This is a genomic window from Thermoleptolyngbya oregonensis NK1-22 (assembly GCF_032705245.1).
Classification (GTDB): Bacteria; Cyanobacteriota; Cyanobacteriia; order Elainellales; family Elainellaceae; genus Thermoleptolyngbya; species Thermoleptolyngbya sichuanensis.
Genome location: NZ_CP053540.1, coordinates 1,941,871 through 1,960,990 on the forward strand (window position 1 = coordinate 1,941,871; position 19,120 = coordinate 1,960,990).

General features: G+C 57.1%; 14 protein-coding genes and 4 pseudogenes. 10 read left to right on the top strand and 8 right to left on the bottom strand.

Annotation, left to right across the window (positions count from 1 at the left end; all coding sequences use genetic code 11):
* Positions 1–57: 57 nt before the first annotated feature.
* The 4 genes and pseudogenes from HNI00_RS08440 to HNI00_RS08455 all read right to left on the bottom strand — a co-directional run bounded on the left by HNI00_RS08440 (position 58) and on the right by HNI00_RS08455 (position 5,224).
* Positions 58–606, bottom strand: coding sequence for an SH3 domain-containing protein (locus HNI00_RS08440; RefSeq protein WP_316792441.1), 549 nt, complete (start codon positions 604–606; stop codon positions 58–60).
* A gap of 95 nt (positions 607–701) precedes the next feature.
* Positions 702–2,915, bottom strand: coding sequence for a M1 family metallopeptidase (locus tag HNI00_RS08445; RefSeq protein WP_316793412.1), 2,214 nt, complete (start codon positions 2,913–2,915; stop codon positions 702–704).
* Positions 2,818–4,458 carry an ABC transporter permease gene (locus tag HNI00_RS08450; RefSeq protein WP_316792442.1) on the bottom strand — a complete coding sequence of 547 codons (1,641 nt, stop codon included), beginning with the start codon at positions 4,456–4,458 and terminating at the stop codon, positions 2,818–2,820. Before HNI00_RS08450 ends, HNI00_RS08445 begins: the two co-directional genes overlap by 98 nt.
* Positions 4,459–4,538: 80 nt before the next feature.
* Positions 4,539–5,224: pseudogene (locus tag HNI00_RS08455) on the bottom strand (TIGR00266 family protein).
* Positions 5,225–5,326: 102 nt separating this feature from the next.
* On the opposite strand from HNI00_RS08455, the gene HNI00_RS08460 reads away from it, so the two are divergent.
* Positions 5,327–5,905, top strand: a complete 579-nt coding sequence (locus HNI00_RS08460) for a Uma2 family endonuclease (protein ID WP_316792446.1) — start codon at positions 5,327–5,329, stop codon at positions 5,903–5,905.
* A gap of 63 nt (positions 5,906–5,968) precedes the next feature.
* On the opposite strand, the pseudogene HNI00_RS08465 reads toward HNI00_RS08460, so the two are convergent.
* A pseudogene (locus HNI00_RS08465) lies at positions 5,969–6,891 on the bottom strand (ABC transporter ATP-binding protein).
* 215 nt (positions 6,892–7,106) lie between these two features.
* Between HNI00_RS08465 and HNI00_RS08475 the strand changes: the two are divergent.
* The 3 genes from HNI00_RS08475 to HNI00_RS08485 all read left to right on the top strand — a co-directional run bounded on the left by HNI00_RS08475 (position 7,107) and on the right by HNI00_RS08485 (position 10,647).
* Positions 7,107–7,775, top strand: coding sequence for a hypothetical protein (locus HNI00_RS08475; protein WP_316792451.1), 669 nt, complete (start codon positions 7,107–7,109; stop codon positions 7,773–7,775).
* A gap of 112 nt (positions 7,776–7,887) precedes the next feature.
* Positions 7,888–8,829, top strand: a complete 942-nt coding sequence (locus tag HNI00_RS08480; protein WP_420156332.1) for a histone deacetylase family protein — start codon at positions 7,888–7,890, stop codon at positions 8,827–8,829.
* 213 nt (positions 8,830–9,042) lie between these two features.
* Positions 9,043–10,647 (top strand): transglutaminase domain-containing protein, encoded by a 1,605-nt coding sequence (locus HNI00_RS08485; protein WP_420156333.1) that lies wholly within the window; start codon positions 9,043–9,045, stop codon positions 10,645–10,647.
* A gap of 7 nt (positions 10,648–10,654) precedes the next feature.
* Here the strand turns inward: HNI00_RS08485 and mrdA are convergent, their stop codons facing one another.
* Positions 10,655–12,445, bottom strand: a complete 1,791-nt coding sequence (gene mrdA / locus HNI00_RS08490) for a penicillin-binding protein 2 (RefSeq protein WP_316792457.1) — start codon at positions 12,443–12,445, stop codon at positions 10,655–10,657.
* Positions 12,446–13,026: 581 nt separating this feature from the next.
* Here mrdA and HNI00_RS08495 point away from each other — a divergent pair.
* Positions 13,027–13,878, top strand: coding sequence for a 3'(2'),5'-bisphosphate nucleotidase CysQ family protein (locus tag HNI00_RS08495; RefSeq protein WP_316792459.1), 852 nt, complete (start codon positions 13,027–13,029; stop codon positions 13,876–13,878).
* Positions 13,879–14,189: 311 nt separating this feature from the next.
* Positions 14,190–14,873: a Crp/Fnr family transcriptional regulator gene (locus HNI00_RS08500; RefSeq protein WP_172353893.1), complete on the top strand. Its 684-nt coding sequence runs from the start codon at positions 14,190–14,192 to the stop codon at positions 14,871–14,873.
* A 174-nt stretch (positions 14,874–15,047) separates the two neighbouring features.
* Here HNI00_RS08500 and HNI00_RS08505 read toward each other — a convergent pair whose 3' ends face one another.
* On the bottom strand, positions 15,048–15,680 hold the full coding sequence (locus tag HNI00_RS08505) for a hypothetical protein (RefSeq protein WP_316792461.1): 633 nt from the start codon (positions 15,678–15,680) through the stop codon (positions 15,048–15,050).
* Between the two features lie 80 nt (positions 15,681–15,760).
* Between HNI00_RS08505 and HNI00_RS08510 the strand changes: the two genes are divergently transcribed.
* The 4 genes and pseudogenes from HNI00_RS08510 to HNI00_RS08520 all read left to right on the top strand — a co-directional run bounded on the left by HNI00_RS08510 (position 15,761) and on the right by HNI00_RS08520 (position 18,465).
* Positions 15,761–16,144, top strand: a complete 384-nt coding sequence (locus tag HNI00_RS08510; RefSeq protein ID WP_316792463.1) for a slr0373 family blue light stress response protein — start codon at positions 15,761–15,763, stop codon at positions 16,142–16,144.
* Positions 16,145–16,346: 202 nt separating this feature from the next.
* Positions 16,347–17,631: pseudogene (gene ycf46 / locus HNI00_RS08515) on the top strand (stress-responsive protein Ycf46); the annotation flags it as partial.
* Between the two features lie 68 nt (positions 17,632–17,699).
* Positions 17,700–17,948 (top strand): annotated as a pseudogene (locus HNI00_RS22105) (stress-responsive protein Ycf46); the annotation flags it as partial.
* Positions 17,949–18,111: 163 nt separating this feature from the next.
* Positions 18,112–18,465, top strand: coding sequence for a DUF1257 domain-containing protein (locus HNI00_RS08520; protein ID WP_172353897.1), 354 nt, complete (start codon positions 18,112–18,114; stop codon positions 18,463–18,465).
* Between the two features lie 208 nt (positions 18,466–18,673).
* On the opposite strand, the gene gloA2 is transcribed toward HNI00_RS08520, so the two are convergent.
* Positions 18,674–19,075, bottom strand: a complete 402-nt coding sequence (gene gloA2, locus HNI00_RS08525; RefSeq protein ID WP_316792467.1) for an SMU1112c/YaeR family gloxylase I-like metalloprotein — start codon at positions 19,073–19,075, stop codon at positions 18,674–18,676.
* Positions 19,076–19,120: the final 45 nt, after the last annotated feature.

Here is a 19,120-nt window from a genome sequence, read left to right on the forward strand (position 1 = left end):
GGTTAACCGCTCTTGCTGTATCAGCTCGCTTCATTAACTGCTGCCTTGCTTTGAAAGCTATTGAAAGCGAAGGTACCGCCCAAACATATAACCGATTGCCTGAGGATATTGAGTTGAGCGCGCTTGCACTTGATACCAAACGCTATCGCCCATTGCCCTTTCACCTAGAACAATCATTTCAGTACCGCGCGATACCTGATAGAGAATCCGCGAATTAGTGCCAGGAGCCGATCGCACATTCACATAATCTGCCGTCACAACTGCAATCCGAGATTGAGGAGACGCAAGGGAAATCGTTGCGCGTCTGGAACTATTATCATAACTGCAACGGACATCGTAGGTTTCCCCTCGACGAGTAACATTCAACGTTACATCAGAACCGATCATGCGTCCGCCGCTGCCAGTAACGGGGACAGTTGAAACCACCCGGTTGACACTCAACCCCTGCGATTGCGCCTGGGTTGTACAGGCCTCTCTCGCTCGCCCCATTTGGAATTCCTGGTCGCTCATCTGAGCATTCACCTGGAACACGCTTGAGAGCGCAATAATGGTGGTAAAGCAAGAGAAGGCTAGAACGGAATTGACAGCGTTTTTCAATGAATTCATGGTGTCTCCTTTGAAGAAATCGATGAATTAATAAGCGATGGATTTATTAGGGTGCTTTGGCGTAAGCCTTGCAGAGCCGCAGTGCTCCTGCCAAATCAACCCACTCCATCTGTTCTACCTGCACTAACCCCCGCGATGTTGTCATCCGGCAGCTTATCAATCAGCTTATGCAGCGGGTCGATACCCGCCCGGCTTGGCGGCTGATCCACCGTAATGGTCAGCGTGCTGGTGCCATCGGAGAAGGGGTGCTTCTTCAGGTAAATCAGCTTGCCCTCGGCGTTGTAAATCCCGACATCAATCTCCTCCTGGTTAATGGGGGCGGGGGTTTCGTTGCCTACTTCGTCCGATCGCACCTTGGCGGTGTTGATGGTTAGGGTGACGTCAAACTTGCCATCGGCGCGGGGGCTGACGGTGGCGGCAGTCACCCGGTTGTCGTAGAGGGTGACGGTCTCAAACAGGTCGGTGATCAGGTATTGGTACTTTTCGGGGGTGACGGTGCGGAGGGCGGCGACCAAATCCGTCCCGGTGGGGTAGGGAGGAATCGGGGCGTTATCGCGCAAAAACTGGGCCAGGGTTTGGTTGACCAAGTCTTCGCCCAGGTAATCTTGCAGGGCATACGTCACTAGGCCGCCCTTTTGGTAGACCAGGTGGTTGTCGCCCTCGCCCGCTTCCACTAGGGGCACATCGGAGCGGCTGCGGTTTTGCAGGTAGAGGTCTAGGTTATTGCGCAGGGCGGCCCCCAGTCCGGTGGTGCCAAATTCCTGGGAGTACACCTGGTTGGCGGTGTATTCCGAGAGGGATTCCGTCAGTATCCGGTCGCCGGGACGCTGGTTGGAAATGTGGATTTGATGCCCCCACCACTGGTGGGCGACCTCGTGGGCGGCGATGTGGAAGGCGGAATCGAGGGTTTGGGTACCATCGCCTTTGATGTTGGCCAGAAAGACCTGGTTTTCGCCCATCAAAATCTGTCCAGCGGGGTAGCTAATCGCCTCGCTGACGTAGGGGGTTTCCACAATGCGGAGAGATTTGTGAGGATAGGGGCCAAACTGTTGCGAGGCATAGTCTAAGCCCTGCTTGGCTCCGGCGAGGATGCGATCGATGTTGCGATCGTGGCCGGGGTGATAGTACACCTCAATGGGGATGCCCTGCCAATCGTCGCGCTTAACCTCGTAGCGCCCGGAGATAAAGGGCACCTGTTTTTCGATGGGCACCTGGCTTTGGTACTCAAAATAGCGGCGGTTGCTCTCCGTCCATTCCCGCACCTGTTCGCCAGAGGTAAAGATGATTTGGTCGGGGGCGGTGCTGAGGATGGCGGAAAACTGGGCCAGATGGGTATCGGGGTGGTTGGCGTTGACCTGGGCGGCCCTGGCCTGTTCGGCCTTGGGGGCGATGGGGGGCAACCCCGCCTGTTCCCGTATTTCGGGGCTAATCAAAAACCGCAGCCGATCATTAAAGCCCACCTGGGGTAGAAACTCGTTGCTGCCAAAGTTGGCCCCGTTGGTGAGATAGTCGCTAAAGTCCCTGCCCGGATCGTTGGCAAAACCCTCTGGCGATTGGCGCACCAGGTCAAAGCTGGCCTCGACGGTGCCCCCTGGGGGGAGCGGGGTGGGCAGGGTAAAGGCATAGCCCTGCAGGGCCGGATGTTCGATGGGCTGGCCTTCCGGTGCCCCGGCCAGGGTGATTTGGTTCACCTGGATGGCCTTGGGCACCTGGATTAAGACGGTGTCGATGGGCTGTTGGGTTTGGTTTTCCAGGGTGTAGGTGCCCTTCACCGCAAAGCGGGCGTCTTCATCGGGGTAGAGATCGCCTTGGAGGTTGATGGCGGTAATTTTGGGCTGGGCATCCCGCAGTTGGCCGTAGGCTTGTTCGTAGGCTACCAGTTGGGCCACCCCCTCAGCCCGGTTGGTTCCGGCACTGAGCATCGCCGTGTTGTAGTAAATCCAGCCGCTCAACAGTAGGGCCGCCACTGCACTGAGGGCCATCACCATTTGCATGGGGCGGGTAAACCGCTGACGGGCAATGCGCCAGCGCTGTTTGGGTTGGGTATCTACACCGCGCACCCAAAATAGGGCAGTGACGCAGATTAACAACAGGGCGATCGCCAGCCAATAGCCCTGGTACCAGCGCACCGGCTCCAGCATCGATCCATAGCCGCTGAGGTCGCTGTAGTAGGACTTGGGCCGAAAGCCATACTGAAGCAGGCGGGTGTTTCTAAAGACAAAGTTCCCCCCCGCCGTAAACAGCACCACCAGCAGAGCCGACAGCACGTAGCCCAAAAACTTCTGGTTCATCAGCACCTGCACCGTCATGGCCAGCACGGCGACCAGCAGCAAATCCACCAGGGTGATGGTAAACAGGCCAACGCCATAGACCCCCAGGTTGTACTGGGTATAGCCACTGAAGGTCTGAGCTAGGAGGGCACCGACCACCATCAACACCAGGGCCAGGCAGAGCATCACCGCCAGCACCAGCAGCTTGCCCACCACAAAGCTCCAACTGCGGGTCGGCAGGGAATCGACTAGAGGATCGACCTTCACCTCCCGCTCCCGCCAGACCAAATCTCCGGCCAAAAACACGATCAGCAGGGGCGCAACTAGCCCCAACACCAGGCTCATGCCATCGACAATTCGGCTTGTAGTGGGCAACAGGACTGCCGCCACTGGCAAACATCAGCACCAGCAAAAATCCGGTGGTGATCAGGCTGATGGTGAGGATGGCCAGGGTAAGCGGATTCCAGATTAGGCGCTTGAGATCAAGCTTGGCAATGCGCCAGACGTGGTTCACCTGGGCACCGAGGCCGTAATGGGGCTGGGTGGCGGGGGCTGGGGCGAGATCCCGCACCAGGGGAGCCGCTGAGGCCGTTTCGGCCTGGGGTTTGGCTTTCTTCCAAAAGATCAGCCGATCTTCCGCCCAGTCCAGCAGCTTCTCTAAACGACCTTGGGATTCGGACGCTCCGCCCGAAAAACTAAACTGCCGCCACACCCAGACAAAGAACACTATGCTCAGGGCCAGATAGAGCAAGCGAGACAGCCAAATCACCGGAGCAAAGGGCACGTTCAGGGTGTTTTGCTCGATCTTTGTCCAAAACCGCACCGTATAGTCAATCGGGGTTGACCCTAGGGGATTGATCAACGCTACAAAAAACGGCCCCGCCCGCAACAGCCCCAGGATGCCTTCTAGCACAACCTGAAGCAGCAGCACCGCCACTAGCCCCAGATAGCCCGCCAGGGAACGCCGAGTCAGCAAACCCAGCCCAAAGCTGAGCAGGCCAAAAATCAAAAGGTTGGGCAGGATCAAATACAGGTAGGGCTGAAGGTAGGCCAGCAGGTTAAAGGGGCCAATGCGGGCGGGTGCCATCCAGGGCAATCTCTCGGCCACCAGCATCCCCAGCCCTAACCCTAAGGACATAACCACGACCATCACCGCACTGGCGATGAACCGCCCCGCCCCAAACTGCCATTCCTTCAGCGGACTGGTGAACAAGAGTCCATCCATGCTGCTGGTGAAATCCTTGGTGGCCCGTTCGGTGAAAATGCCCACGGTCAGCAGGATAAAAAATAGATTGGCAGTCATAAAAACTCGCATGATCCGCAGCGGCGCATTGGCGTAGGGCACCAGTTCCCCCGGTCGTGTCCCCAGCCCCATCGCCTGCCGAATGGCCGGAAAGAAGAACACATCGCTGCCCATGCCGTGGATAAACACCAAACCCAGCACGAAGAAAAAGCCAAAGCCCAGCAGCAAACTCCGGGTGCGCAGACTGTCCTGGAGTTCAAACCGGACGATTTCCCAGACGGGTTGCCAGGGGGAAATGGGTGAATGGGTGGATGGGGTCGAGGATGATTGCGTAACCATGTTCGGAGAAAAATGGATGTTCGTAGGGGAGCGATAATCCCAGGGGCCTTTAAGGACTCTGGGATCTGAGGACATACCGATCAACTGCTGCTACTACTGCTGGGCTGAGGCAGCTTGGGAATGAGCCAGGCCAGGAACTGATCTTGAGACCGGGTTTGTACCAAGACTTTCCCTGGCCCATGAGATCCACCACAAAGCCTTCGCCGCTGAAAAGAAAGCTTTTCATGCCGCCGACGGAGCGGGTTTTGAAGGGCATGGATTCGCTCAGGGCCACTAGGTGCCCCGTATCCAGGGTGAAGGATTGTCCAGGGGCCAAGGTCATTTCGTGGATCGCCCCGTAGGAAGCCACCACCACCTGCCCCTGCCCCTCGGCCCGCAGCATAAACAAGCCGCCGCCTGTGCCAAAGAAGGACTTGGAGCCGCCCCACTTGGTATCCAACGTAATGCCCATATCCGAGGCCACGTAGGCCCCCGACTGGATCAGCATCGGCTCGGAAAGGGTCAGCACGTTCAAATCCCCCGGTAGGGAAGGGGCCACCCACACCTCGCCGCCCTGGGCTGGGGCGGTGTAGATGTTCTGAAAAAAGCTTTCTCCCCCCAAAAAAGACCGCTTTAGGGCTTGCATAAAGCCCCCTGTTTTGGTCTCTAGCGTTGTCCCGGTAGACATCCCCACCATCGATGCGGCTTCCACCCGCACCTGTTCGCCGCCTCGTAGCTGGAGGCGACCAAGGGTAAAGGCGGGCTGATACATCAATTCAACTTGCATGGTGAATCATTCCTAAGCTGAATGGGCTACTGCGATCATGGCTGGATTATCGGAATCAGTAGAATAAGAAACATCAACGTCGATGCATGGAGCGCTTTGATCATGGGTCAAGCTGTCTCGTTCCCGTCCACCTATATGACCTTCGAGGACTATCTGGCCTACGACGATGGCACCGACACTCGCTATGAACTGGTGAATGGGGTGCTGGTGGAAATGCCGCCCGAAAGTGATGAAAATCTTGGGATTGCCAGAAAGTTGCTGTTGGAGTTGATCAAACATATACCTGCGGATCGTGTGGTCTGGGGGACTGAGATAGAAGTCACTGGCAGACGGGCAACTGGACGGATTCCAGATTTGCTGGTTCATTCCGAAGAATCAAAAGCTGCTATTGCAGGCGCTCCTCGTGCTACTCTGACTCGCGATATGCCACCCCCAGCGCTGGTGATAGAAGTGGTCAGCCCTGGACAGGCCAACCGGGAACGGGACTACCGCTATAAACACACTGAGTATGCTGCACGGGGCATTGCCGAATACTGGATTGTGGACCCCGAAACGCGGCAGGTAACCCTCTGCCGCTGGGTCAGCGGCCAGTACGAAGACCAGGTCTACAGCGGTGACGAAAGGATTGAGTCCACGGTAGTGCCTGAATTTGGGTTAACACCCGCCGAGATTTTTGCATAGCCCGCTTACTTTCATAGTCCGCTGACCAGTTGTGTCGGCTGCATGGATTCAGACCCTGGGGACTTAGGGGATGGCCCCATTGCTAGACTGCAACGCCGGGATCTCCTTCATCACACAGAAGTAGACATCCTCCAGGTCTGGTTCGACCGCCTCAAACCCGGCACCAGGATCCGACTCGCTATAAATTCGGGCAATGATGTCGCCTATGAAAAAGCGGGTGGAGAGTACCTGGTACTTCTCTTCGTAGGTGGGTAGTTCATCCCGTCGCAGCTTAATGCGCCAGACCTTACCCGCCAGTTGTTGCATCAGGCCCATGGGTTGCCCGGTGAGGCGGATCTGGCCGGCAATCAGCACCGCCATCTGGGGACAGAGTTCGCTCACATCCTCCACAATGTGGGTGGAGAGGATGATCGCCGCCCGTTCTGAGATTTCGCTGAGCAGGTTGAGGAAGCGCACCCGCTCGGCGGGGTCGAGGCCCGCGGTGGGTTCATCCACAATCACCAGGCGGGGGTCGCCTACCAGGGCCTGGGCAATGCCAAACCGCTGCCGTATACCGCCCGAAAAACCGCTGACAGCGCGATCGCGCGCTTCGTACAAATTCACCTGGTGCAGCAGGTGCTTCACTAATTCCTTCCGCTCCTTGCCGTTGGTGATGCCCTTCAACGCCGCGAAGTGATCCAACAGCGTCTCGGCAGACACGCCGGGATACACGCCAAAGCTTTGGGGCAGATAGCCCAGCACCTGACGCACCTTCACCTTTTCTTCTAGGACGTTGATATCGCCCCACTGGAGGTACCCTCGCTGGCTTCCTGGAGGGTGGCGATCGTCCGCATCAGGCTGGATTTACCGGCTCCATTGGGGCCTAGCAGGCCAAACATACCCATTGGAATATCGAGATTGACTCCTTTTAGGGCTTTGTAACCGTTAGGATAGGTTTTTGTAAGGTTACGAATTTGGATTGATTCACGTTCTAAGCTCGGAAACATTTGCTGAAAAGCTGAACTCTCGATTTGCTAGAAGCTGTATTTCAATTTAATTTAAGTGAGAGCAAAAATAAGTAACTACAGGAAGACTTAAAGCCGAAACACTTAGGATGGTTCCGCAAAGCACTTTATGTACTTTTGCCTATAGCCTAATCACCGGGATTGTATGTAGACGTGCATGTTGCTTTGCATCGGGAGTTTGAGATTGATCTTGCAATATGAATAAGTTACTGGTGCCGTTCTTAGGAGTTGTGGCAGGACTTGCCATAGGAGCGATCGCCGCGTTGTCTCTATCGATGCGGCAAGTTGCCCGCGTGCCAGATTGGTACACGACCGAAGCGCCAACCGAAATATCAAGTTCTAGCCCAACTCTGCCCTCCTCGCAACTTCTCGAAAGTCTTGCCACTTCCAGCACACCCGTGGAACTCAACAGCCAGCAGGTTAACCAACTGGTGGCGGAGGCGATCGCCCGATCTCCCGAAGGTCAGGCGCTATTGCAAAACGGCTTTAGCACCACCATCGAGGATGGGCAGATCAAAGGCGGCGTAGTGGTGAACCTGTCGGAACTGCCCACCGACGGCTTGACCGAGCAGGAGCGGGCGGCGCTGGATCGCGTGCTGGCCTTTGTTCCGGCGCTGGGGCGGCGCGGCGTGTATCTCGGCATCGAGGGCAACCCGACGGTGCGAAACGGCAAGCTGCAATTTGACGAAAACATGACCGTGAAAGTTGGCAACCTGAGCCTGCCCGCGTCGGTCGTGGCCAGCCAGCTTGGGCTATCGCTAACCAAGTTGGAAGCCCGCATTAATGCTGAACTCGAAGCACGGGGGATAGACCTGCGGGACGTGCGCGTGGAGGGCGATCGCCTGATCATCAACGGTCAGACCTGAGTTTGTGCATCATTGGTTGGTCGATTTGCTGCGATTGCTCGGTTCAGCCACCCCTCTCCAGAATAGCGCTGTAAAATCGAGGCATTCCTCCCCAGAGCGCCTTGCCATGTCGCTGTTTCCGATCTTCTATTCCGACGTGTTTTTGCAGCATGACACGGGTTCCTACCATCCCGAAAACGCCGGACGGCTGCGGGCAGTGGTGGCGGCGCTGCGGCAGGTGCCGTGGGCCGATCGGCTCGATTGGCGATCGCCCACGCCTGTAGATGCTCAGGGCGATCGCCTGATGGCAGCGCTCTACGCAGTGCATCCCCCGGATTATGTGGCGGCAGTGGAATATGTCGCTACCCACGGCGGCGGGCAGGTCGATCCGGATACGGTCGTGTCGCCGGATAGCTACGAGGCGGCGCTGCTGGCGGTGAGCGCCTGGCTGGATGCAGTGGACACGGTGCTGCAAACGGGGCGGCCAGCCTTTGCCTTGGTGCGCCCGCCGGGACATCATGCGCTGCCCAAGCAGGGTATGGGGTTTTGCCTGTTTTCCAATGTGGCGATCGCCGCTCAGTATGCGCTTCGGCAGCCGGGGATAGAGCGCGTCGGCATCTTGGACTGGGACGTGCATCACGGCAACGGCACCGAGGCGATTGTGGAATCTGACCCGCGCATTGCGTTTTGCTCGCTGCACGAATATCCGCAGTATCCGGGCACAGGCGCAGCGGGCGATCGCGGCCCGCATGACACCGTGCGAAATTTTCCCATGCAGGCCGGCAGCACCCTAGCAGACTATGAGCCGCTGTTTGCGCGAGAAATTGTGCCCTTTTTCCAGGCGTTTCGCCCCGATCTGCTGCTGATCAGCGCGGGCTACGATGCAACCCGTGCCGACCCACTGGCGCGAATTTGCCTGAACCCTTCCGATTACGGGATTTTCACGCGCTATTGTCTGCAAATCACGCCGCACCTTGCCTTTGGGCTAGAGGGCGGCTATGACTACACCGCGCTGGCGGAGTCCGTTGTTGCCACGATTGAACCCTGCCTGGAGCCTGCCAGCGTCAGGAGTTAGCCGAAAAACCATCATTTGGATACACACGCCGCTGGAATCTTTTTCCTATGATGTAAGACGGCTTAATCAGCCTGACCCCTGATCCTGCATCCCGAACCCTTTATGCTGCTTGAACCTGCCCTATCCAATGCCTCAGAACAGCCGGGAGATTCCCTGGTGATTCAGTCCAACGCAACGACGCTGCACCGCACGGTGCGTCCGGTGGGTGTGTATATGATGCGGGGGCTGGCGCTGCATGAGGGCAGGCTGCTGACGCTGGACGCAGTGCGGGGGTATCTGGTGGCGATCGCCCCCGACAGCGACAGCACGACGATTCTCAACTCTAAACACACCGAGCAATTTCTGGATGGCAGCGGACTGGCGATCGCCGGAGACACGCTCTGGTTCACGCGGGAAAACAGGGTCTATCGCTGCCCCCTCACCGATCTGTCCGGCGATACGCTTACGCCAGACCTGTTTGCAACGCTGCCCTACCCGGCAGATGGCGTGGCAGTCTACGGCAGTGCGGTTTACGTCACTTGCCAGAAAGCGGGCGCAATTTTGATCTATGACGCAGAAACTCAGCGCGAGATTACTCGCTTTGCCGCGCCCGGTGTGGGGATTGAAAATCTCACCTTTCGCGGGGAAGAACTGTGGCTGTGCGATCGCCTGGAGCGCACGGTCTACTGTATGGATCGGGCAACGGGCGAATTGCGATTCAGCCTGCTGACCCCCTTCGATAGCCCCAGCGGGCTGGCGTTTTATCCCGATCCCGCAACGGGCGATGAGGTGCTGTACGTTGTCTACTCCTTTGAGGAAGCCTACATTCGAGACGACCCCAATAATCCTGAACTGCCCTATGAGCTAACCTTCCGCGATCGCACCTTTCTCCATCCGCTCTATTTCCGCTACGACCCGCAGCAGCACTACACGCTCTCCAACGGGTTTCTGGTAGAAATGATCTACGCGGAGGAGATTTCCCCACTGGATGCGGTGCAGCTAAACGGTCTAGAGTGGCGGATTGCTCTGCCTGCGGAAACGGCTCGCCAACGGCTGCGACAGGTGGAGCCGATCGGCATCCCGTTTACCGAAGAACTGCAAGACGGACAGCGGGTTGCAGTGTTCAAGTTTGACCAACTCCGGCCCCACGAAAGCCATATCTTTGGCTGGAAGGCGCTGCTGGAGGTGCGCGGCATCAAGTACCAGTTCACCTACGACGACGTGGAGAAAATCCCGCCGCTGTCGCTGGAGTTTCAGTCGCGCTATCTGGTGGATGACGACGATTTGGCGATGGATACGCCCGCGATCCGAGCCGCCGCCCGCGAGTCCATTGGCACAGAAACCAACCTGCTCCGCAAAATTCTGAAAATTCGCAACTACGTCTACGATCGCCTCTCCTACAGCATCAAGCCCCATATCGACACGCCGGATGTGGCGCTGGAGCGGGGCACGGGGTCTTGTGGGGAGTATGTCGGCATCTTGCTGGCGCTGGCTCGGCTGAATGGCATTGCCTGCCGCACCGTGGGCCGCTACAAGTGTCCGCCCTATGCCGATCGCCAGCGGTATCCCCTGGAGCCGGAGTTTAACCACGTCTGGATTGAGTTTTACATTCCCGGTTTTGGCTGGCTGCCGATGGAGTCGAATGTGGACGATGTGGTGGACGGCGGTCCCTACCCCACGCGCTTTTTCATGGGTCTGCCCTGGTTCCATGCCGAAATGGCTAAGGGCATTTCGTTTGAAACCATCAAAACGCCAACCAGCGATGTGGACGTGTCCATTGGAGATTTAGCCATCAACCATGTCCGGTTCACGATTTTGGAGGAGCTACCGCCGCTTTAGCCCCGCCTTACCGCTTGCCAAAATAGGTCTTGAACACTTCATGAGCGACGGGCAGCGCCGCCACGCCGCCGTATCCGCCGTTTTCGATGACGACGGCGATCGCAATCTGCGGATCGCTCACCGGCCCATAGCCCACGTACATGGCGTTGGGCTTGCGGCCAGGGCCGACTTCCGAGGTGCCCGTTTTGCCTGCCGTCAGGGGGATGGAACCATCGGCCAGGCGGCGAGCCGTGCCCTTTTGCACCGTGGCCACCAGTCCTTCCTGAATGGCTTTGATGGTTTCGGGTTTGAGACCGGCCGACACAGGCTGCACGTCGGGGCGGTTGGTTTGCGAGGCAAGGAGATGGGGCTGGACGCGCTTGCCACCGTTGGCGATCGCCGCCGTCATCACCGCCAGTTCCAGCGGGGTCGCCTGCACCAGCCCTTGGCCGATTGACATGCTAATCGTGTCGCCTAGATACCAGGGTTCGTTGTATAGCGCTTCTTTCTCGTCGGGCGTGGGCATCATGCCAATGCTGGCCCCCTCCAGCCCCAAGTGTGGCGTTTCGATGCCAATGCCCAACGCCTTGCCCCAGCGGGCGATCGCCTCTGGCCCCACCGACATGCCGACGCGAAAGAAAAAGGTGTTGCTGCTGTAGGCCAAGGCATCGCGGAAGCCGATCGAACCAAACCCGCGACGGCTGCTTTCCCAAAACTGATGCCCGCCCACGCTGAGAAACGCCGACGTGCCCACCCGCGCTTGGGGCGAAAACTTGCCCGTCTCCATCCCCGCAGCCGCCGTCACAATCTTGAACGTGCTGCCCGGTGGATATCCCTGGAGGGCCCGATTGAGAAACGGCTGGTCGCCTTTCTGAAGCTGCTGCCATTCCGCTTCGGTGACGCTGCGAGTGAACATATTGGGGTCAAACGCTGGTGAACTCGCCAACGCCAGCACCTCGCCCGTTTTCACATTCAGCACCACCGCTGCGCCGCGCCGCCCGCCCAGCGCCTTTTCTGCTGTTCGCTGCAATTCCAGATCCAGCGTCAACTGGACGGGTTCGCCGCTAATTGAAGGCTGTTCGCCCAGCAAGCGAGATTCCTGACCGCGTGCGTCCACTTCTACCAGCCGCCCACCCCACTTGCCTTCTAGCTGCGCGTTGGCCAGCCGCTCGACCCCCATCTTGCCCACAATCATGCCGCTGGGATAATCGGGATTGCGGGCCATGTCCTCTTCAGTGGCTTCGCCGATGTAGCCCAAAACATGGGATGCAATCGACCCGTTGGGATACCGACGGCTTGACCCAGTGAGAATTTCCACTCCTGGCCAGCGGGGCAACTGCTCGGCCACGGCCACAAACGTGGTAGGCGAAAGCTGATTGCCAACGCGCACGGGCAGCAGAGAGGTATAGCCCGCCCTTTCCAGGCGACCAAGAATTTCCTTTGGGCTAACGCCAATCATCGGCGACAGGTGAACGGCGATTTCCTGCCATTCTCTGGGCGAGTGCTGCCGAGGCCAGAGGTAGACATAGCGGGAAATCTGGCTGGTGGCCAGGAGCTTGCCGTGGCGATCGCTCACGGTTCCCCGGTCGGCCACTAGGGGAATGCGGCGCACCCGATTTTGCTCTGCCAGTTCCCGATTGCGGGCCCCTTCAAAGATTTGCAGTTCAGACAGGCGATAGACAAATGCCCCCATCGCGCCCGTAATCAGCAGCATCAGCACGACAGCGCGATAGACGAGCGGATTTTGCCCACTCGTGGGGTGAACGAGGGACGTGCGGGCAGGAGATTGGCGGTAGAAGGTGTAGGTCTTGCCAGCCATAAAGCAGCTTGTCTACAGCAGGGTTCACGAAAGCAGGGTTCACGAACTAGGGCCGCATTCCCACCTTACCGAACTCTTTCCGCCTGAGGAAAGGGGTAAGGATGAACTGTTCATCGGGACATAGCGGGTTTGATCAATTTCTGAATTAACCGCTAAATCAGCAATCTTTCTCGTTTCTACAGGACTTTCATGAAGCCCTCCGTGCAATTTTAGAGAAACTGCCACATTGCTGGCAGGTTGCCCTATTCAGGCTATTTTGGAATCATTTCTGAATTATTTCTTGAAATGTTTGGATGAACAGTTGCATCGGCAACAACAGCCAGCATTCTTGGGGCAAGTCGTTGCTCTGTTCTCAAGTATTTTTCTATCTACGTCATAGGCTAGGGTTTACGCAGTTGGAGGCTTTCTCGCGGGCCGCGCCCGAGAAGTCCTCCAAAATCCAGAAAACTGATCGCCGGTATGTAGGTTCTGATGGGGTTGCTTTGAGTTGCGTGGCACTTGAGCGCGTAGGATGCAGTCTAAGTCTATGATGAGGACGGCAGACGAGGACGGCACGCAGCGCAGGAGCGAGCAGACAACCCATGCAGAAGCTTTCGGACGATCAGCTTGCGGCAATTAATCGGTTAGTAGTGGACTGTGGCAGGCGATCGCTCGATCTGGCGGCAGGGTCGTTCAAGGTCTATGAAAAAGGGCTGGATGACTACGTGACCGACGTGGATCGGGCGCTGGATGCTCAGCTTGCAGGGGGGCTGACGGCGTTGTTTCCTGCCGATGGCGTGATTTCTGAGGAAAACGCCGCCTCGCGTCGGCAATTCTCACGGCAAGCTGGCCGCCTGTGGCTGGTCGATCCGCTGGATGGCACAGAAGACTTTATCCACGGCAAGCCGCATTATTCCGTCATGGTGGGAGTGCTGGAGCAGGAACGGCCGACAGCGGGCTGGATCTATGCGCCTGTGTTTGATCAACTGTATTTTGGGGGTGAGGAACTGGGGCTATTTGGGCAGGCGGGCGCAGGGGATGCGGTTCCGCTCGTGCCAACCCAGCCAGACCTGACGGGCGATCGCCTCCCAGTTCTAATCGGCACCAAAGATGCCCGTCGATACGGTGAGTCCATTCTGCGCCATATCCCCCAGGCTCAGTTTGGCTTTATCGGCAGCTTTGGGCTAAAGGTGCTGGAGGTGATTCAGGGTCGCGCTGCAATTTATATTTATCTCAACCGCCGGGTCAAACTATGGGATACGGTCGGGCCGCTGGCATTGGCCCGGGCGGCCGGGCTGGTATGCTGCGATCTGGACGGCAAACCCATCGGGTTTGATGCAGCCGCTCTCGACCCCGACACGCTGACCCATCAGCAGCCGATCCTAGTGGGCTGGCCACCCTCTCTCGATCTGCTGCTGCCATTGCTGCAACGGGCGATCGCCGACGTGGACTGAGCGCCACGACAGTGCCATAACAGCGCCATGACAACGCCAGGATAGCGCCATGACAACGCCAGGATAGCGCCATGATACGCTAGACTTAACCATCTGGCTCTACTAATGACGTTCACCTGCACTTTCGCAAGGCTTCCAGACTCCGCAGGCGGCTGCTAATTTTGCTAACCGCCTGGGTACTCTAACCTTGGCAAGTGGCTCCCCGTGCTTGACTACTATGCGTCTCGCCAGACTGTTTCTCTTCGCGCCAATAACTTTCGCGCAAAACAGCCCCTGGAGGGACTCTCGACTTCTTATCCAGGGCGTTCTTCATGCAAACCACCGCCTTTAGTGAATTGTTCCCTCTCTTCAGTTCCGCCAGTCCAGAAACCCTGGAGTGGCTCTTGTCGATCGCGGTTGAGCATGAGTATCCCGCTGGCCGCGCCGTGCTAATGGAAGATGCCTGGGGAAATGCGGTCTATTTTGTCGAGTCGGGTTGGGTAAAAGTGCGCCGCCACTCGGGCGAAGAAGTGGTCACGCTGGCGATTTTGGGGCGCGGCGATTTCTTTGGGGAGATGGCGATTTTGGACGAGTCTCCCCGCTCGACGGATGTGGTGGCGCTGTCGCCTGTAAAGCTGCTCAGCATTTCCGCCCAGCGCTTTATCCAGACGCTGTTCAAAGATTCGCAACTGCACCACAAGATGCTGCAACTGATGGTGCGGCGCTTGCGACAGACCAATTTTCGCTTCCAGATCCAGCACCGCGCCCCGGCGATCAAGCTGGCCAATACGCTGGTGCTGCTGGGTGAAAACTACGGGAAGTCAACACCCCACGGCACGGAGATTTTCAACGTGCCGATCAAAGACTTGGCAGATGTCACGGACATCAATCCAGACGATGCAGCCAAGATCATGGAAAAACTGGACAGCAAGGGCTGGATCAAGATTGACGCGGCTGGGCAGACCATGCGCCTGCTGAATATGCGTCAACTGGCTCACCTGGCTGGCAAGATTTAGCGGCGTAGCGATGCTCCGAAGTTAAGCCTCAAGCTCTTCTACCTTGCGCTGCTGCAATTTCAGACTCCTAACTTCAGGCTTAGGACTTACGCAGTTGGACGATTTCTCGCGGACGCAGCCCGCGAGAAATCGTCCAAATCCAGAAAACTTATCGCACGTGTGTAAGCCCTGAGGCTAGTTCTGGGCTGGGGGTTGGGGGCTGGGTTTGCCCTTGTGAGTCACGTAGTATTGCTTGGCCACGTAGTCAAAGAATTCATAGTATTGCGAGAACTGGTCGCTGGGCGATCGCCCCTGCCAGAAATACACCACGCCCTCTTCCGTCAGCGTCAGCGTCATCAGGCTGACGGTGCTGCCGATTTCTACACGCAACTGTCCGCGCAATCCCTGGCGCGTCGTAAAGTTGGGCGCAGCTAGCACGCTCCGCCGCACCTGCTCAGACGAATCCCCCGGCGTAGACGAGATATGGCTCGCCCAGCCGAGAATTTCCACATCCGGGCGGTAGGGGTTGCGAAATCGCCGCCCATCCTGGCTGTCTGGCAGGGGCGCAGGTATCCAGTTGTCGGGATAGGGAAACTCAAACCCGTAGTTGGGATTCTGATAAATCTTCCAGGTTCGCCGTTCGCTAACCGCTGGCTGAGAACAACTGCTGACCAGTCCGACGCTCAAACTGAGCAACAGGCTGGCTGCCATTCGACGCGAAGACGACCCAACCCTGGTGGCAGAAGGCTGAGGGCGATCGCCCCATCCCCAGTTGATGAATCGAGATGTAACGCCATTTGTAAACTTGTGTAACAATGCTGCCGTCATAGCGGTCTTCCGTCTTGACAGCACTTGAACCAAGCCTCTATTCTTAAACGACATACCCGGGTATCAATCGCGAAATCAATATGCAAGACAAGAGTAAACTCACCCTGTATGTTCCACGAGAGCTTCACCGCAAGCTGAAAATCAAAGCGGCGGTAGATGACGAAGCGATGTCAAGCATTGTGGAACGTGCGATTGTCTTCTACCTGACTCATCCGCACATCGTAGATGAAGTAGAAGCATCTCTCGGATCTGTGTCTCACGGGCAGACTCATCGAGTATACAACTGTCCTGGGTGTGAAAGTTCCTATGTGATCCGCGAGGGTGAGCTAGTTTCTTTGGCGAGTCACGCTGGAGTCGTGCAGGATGATGCTGAGCTAGTCGATCGCGTTTCTATGACCCCGTCTCCTGAGCCTGTTGCTGAGGGGTTTGATCGGCCGGGTGAAGAGAGTTTGGTTCCTTGCTAGGTGGGTTGTATTGTCTGACGGGTTCGTAGTTGGTTGAGAATGGGCTTCGAGAGCAATTTCTGGAAGCTTACGGGTTCGCATCTACTGGGGTCGGGCATCTATCAATTTATTTAGGTTACGTAAGGGCTGCTGAACTGCGGTTCGGCGATCGCATCACAATCGGTTTGCGGGTGTCCTCCACTGTCCATAGCAGGTTGACGACATGAGAGAAGAGCTAAACGTTTTAGTTCAAGCACAGTATCCTCTAATCTATCTCGTGACCTCTGAGGAAGAGCGGGCAGAGCAGACCATCGCGGCGATCGCCCAGATGAAGCCCCTGCGACGAGTCTTTATCTGGACCGTTACCCACGGCATTGTGGAGTTTGGTCAGCCGCGCAACATTACCCAGCACAATACCGTTTCTCCCGAAGCCGCAATTGAGTGGGTCATTCGTCAGCGAGAGCCAGGGATCTTCGTGTTCAAGGATCTGCACCCCTTCATCGACTCGCCTGCGGTAACCCGGTGGCTGAGGGATGCGATCGCCAGCTTCAAGGACACTCAGAAAACCATTCTGCTGATGTCTCCTGTTCAAAACATTCCGATTGAACTGGAGAAAGAGGTCGCTGTTTTAGACTTCCCGCTCCCCGACATGGCAGAGCTAAACCAGGTCTTGACGCATCAGTTGGATCAGTCCCGCCCTGCTCGGCGCATCACCACTGAAACCCGCGAGAAGCTGCTGAAGGCCGCTCTGGGACTTACACGCGATGAAGCGGAGAAGGTCTATCGCAAGGCCCAAGTTGCCGCTGGCAAGCTGACCGAATCCGAGGTGGAAGTCGTCCTCTCAGAGAAGAAGCAGCTCATTCGTCGCAATGGCATTCTGGAATATCTCGAAGAAGACAGCACTATCGATTCGGTGGGCGGTTTGGAAGAACTCAAGTCTTGGTTGCGACAGCGCTCCAACGCCTTTACGGAGCGAGCGCGGGAGTATGGACTGCCTCAGCCCAAGGGGATGCTAATTTTGGGCGTACCTGGTTGCGGTAAGTCGCTGATTGCTAAGACCACTTCTCGCCTGTGGGGACTGCCGTTGCTGCGTCTGGACATGGGTCGCGTTTATGACGGGTCTATGGTGGGGCGATCGGAGGCCAACCTGCGGAGTGCCCTAAAAACCGCCGAGTCTATCTCTCCCGCCATTCTGTTCATCGACGAGCTAGACAAGTCCTTTGCGGGGAGCGCAGGGTCTGCCGACTCTGACGGCGGCACCTCCAGCCGTATTTTTGGAACCTTCTTGACCTGGATGCAGGAGAAGACTTCGCCTGTGTTTGTGATGGCAACGGCCAACCGAGTCGATCGGCTACCGGGTGAGTTCCTTCGCAAGGGTCGTTTTGACGAGATCTTTTTCGTCGATTTGCCCACGGCTGAGGAACGTAAGGACATCTTCCGCATCCACCTCTCCAAGCGGCGAAACGACATCTCCCGGTTTGACTTGGAGCAGTTGGCCAAGATTTCTGAAACTGAAGCAAGCGTCTCGATTACCGACCCCAACACGGGCGCGAGCCGCTCGGTCAATGTTGTGTGTGGATTCTCTGGTGCAGAGATTGAGCAGGCGGTTGTGGCTGCGATGTACGAAGCCTTTGCTCAAGATCGAGAGTTCACTCAACTGGATATTATTGCTGCCGTCAAATCGACGCTTCCGCTGTCGAAGACGATGGCTGAGCAGGTAGTCGCCCTACGGGAATGGGCGAGGCAGCGCGCGCGACCTGCCGCCACTTCCATCGCTGAAGAGCGAAGCCGCGAAGAGGAGTATAAGCGGCTGGAGTGGAGCTAAACGGGCTTTCTCTCCTGCTCCCAACAGGAGGAAAGGCTAGCACATTGCTAGCAGTCTAATCGCTATAGCCGCTTCTGTTTGCCCTCCAAAGGCTGAGCCGGGCGGTACCTACCTACCAAAAAACGTTGTCTCTCTCAGTTTTCCCTACAGGAGGAAATCCGAAATGTCTCACTTTAGCACTCTGCGTACCAAAATCACCGATGCCGAAATCCTGAAGGCTTCTCTGCGGGATCTGGGCATCACGGTCAAGACCGAAGCTGATGTGCGCGGCTACAACGGTCAGCGCGTCCGCTCTGACATCGTTGCCGTTCTGGAAGGCGAGTATGATCTGGGCTGGTCCCGCAATGCCGATGGTTCCTTCGACTTGATCGCTGACCTCTGGGGCGTTGCCAAGAAGCACAACCAGACCGAGCTGATCAACTCAATCAACCAGAAGTATGCCGTCAACAAGACGCTGGCAGAAGTGAAGCGCCCCGGTCTGCAAAACGCCAACGTGAAGCTGGTGGTGCAAAAGTAGTTTCTTCGAGCGTTCCCAATTGACGGGTTAACCTGGAACGGGTTAGCCCGTTTTTTGTCTTTGCGATTTTTTGTTCACGCTGGGCGTATAGGGATTGCCCACTGTGGTCTATGCACAGTAGTTTATGCACAGTGATCTACGCACAGTGGTCTATGCTTTGTATAGCTCTAGCGGCAGTCCGTTTGGGTCTTGAAAGAAGGTGAACGGTCTATGCTTCGTATAGCTCTAGCGGCAGTCCGTCTGGGTCTTGAAAGAAGGTGAACCGCTTTTGAGTAAGCTCATCCACTCGGATCGGTTCGACGGAAATTCCTTGAGACTCCAGGTAAACAACGGAACGGTCGAGATCAGGGGTCGCGAAGGCTAGATGGCGCAGCCCGCAGGCCTCCGGGCGCGAGGGGCGAGGCGGCGGTGCAGGAAAGGAAAATAGCTCAATGCGAGAGGCAGAAATTCCAGACTCAGCGGGGAGCGCCAAATCCAGCTTGTAGGATTGCCTTGCCGCACGGTAGGTTTCTTGCAAAACCTGGAAGCCCAGAATCTCGGTGTAGAAGCGTTTCGAGCGCTCATAATCGGAGCAGATTAGGGCGATATGGTGAAAGCCGGAAAGTTGCATCGGGAGTTACACAGGGAGTTGGCTGTGTTAAGGAGCTATATCCAA

Coding starts and splice junctions, on each gene's coding strand:
- HNI00_RS08440 (WP_316792441.1), bottom strand. CDS start 606: ATGAATTCATTGAAAAACGCTGTCAATTCCGTTCTAGCCTTCTCTTGC.
- HNI00_RS08445 (WP_316793412.1), bottom strand. CDS start 2,915: ATGACGGTGCAGGTGCTGATGAACCAGAAGTTTTTGGGCTACGTGCTG.
- HNI00_RS08450 (WP_316792442.1), bottom strand. CDS start 4,458: ATGGTTACGCAATCATCCTCGACCCCATCCACCCATTCACCCATTTCC.
- HNI00_RS08460 (WP_316792446.1), top strand. CDS start 5,327: ATGGGTCAAGCTGTCTCGTTCCCGTCCACCTATATGACCTTCGAGGAC.
- HNI00_RS08475 (WP_316792451.1), top strand. CDS start 7,107: ATGAATAAGTTACTGGTGCCGTTCTTAGGAGTTGTGGCAGGACTTGCC.
- HNI00_RS08485 (WP_420156333.1), top strand. CDS start 9,043: ATGATGCGGGGGCTGGCGCTGCATGAGGGCAGGCTGCTGACGCTGGAC.
- mrdA (WP_316792457.1), bottom strand. CDS start 12,445: ATGGCTGGCAAGACCTACACCTTCTACCGCCAATCTCCTGCCCGCACG.
- HNI00_RS08495 (WP_316792459.1), top strand. CDS start 13,027: ATGCAGAAGCTTTCGGACGATCAGCTTGCGGCAATTAATCGGTTAGTA.
- HNI00_RS08500 (WP_172353893.1), top strand. CDS start 14,190: ATGCAAACCACCGCCTTTAGTGAATTGTTCCCTCTCTTCAGTTCCGCC.
- HNI00_RS08505 (WP_316792461.1), bottom strand. CDS start 15,680: ATGACGGCAGCATTGTTACACAAGTTTACAAATGGCGTTACATCTCGA.
- HNI00_RS08510 (WP_316792463.1), top strand. CDS start 15,761: ATGCAAGACAAGAGTAAACTCACCCTGTATGTTCCACGAGAGCTTCAC.
- HNI00_RS08520 (WP_172353897.1), top strand. CDS start 18,112: ATGTCTCACTTTAGCACTCTGCGTACCAAAATCACCGATGCCGAAATC.
- gloA2 (WP_316792467.1), bottom strand. CDS start 19,075: ATGCAACTTTCCGGCTTTCACCATATCGCCCTAATCTGCTCCGATTAT.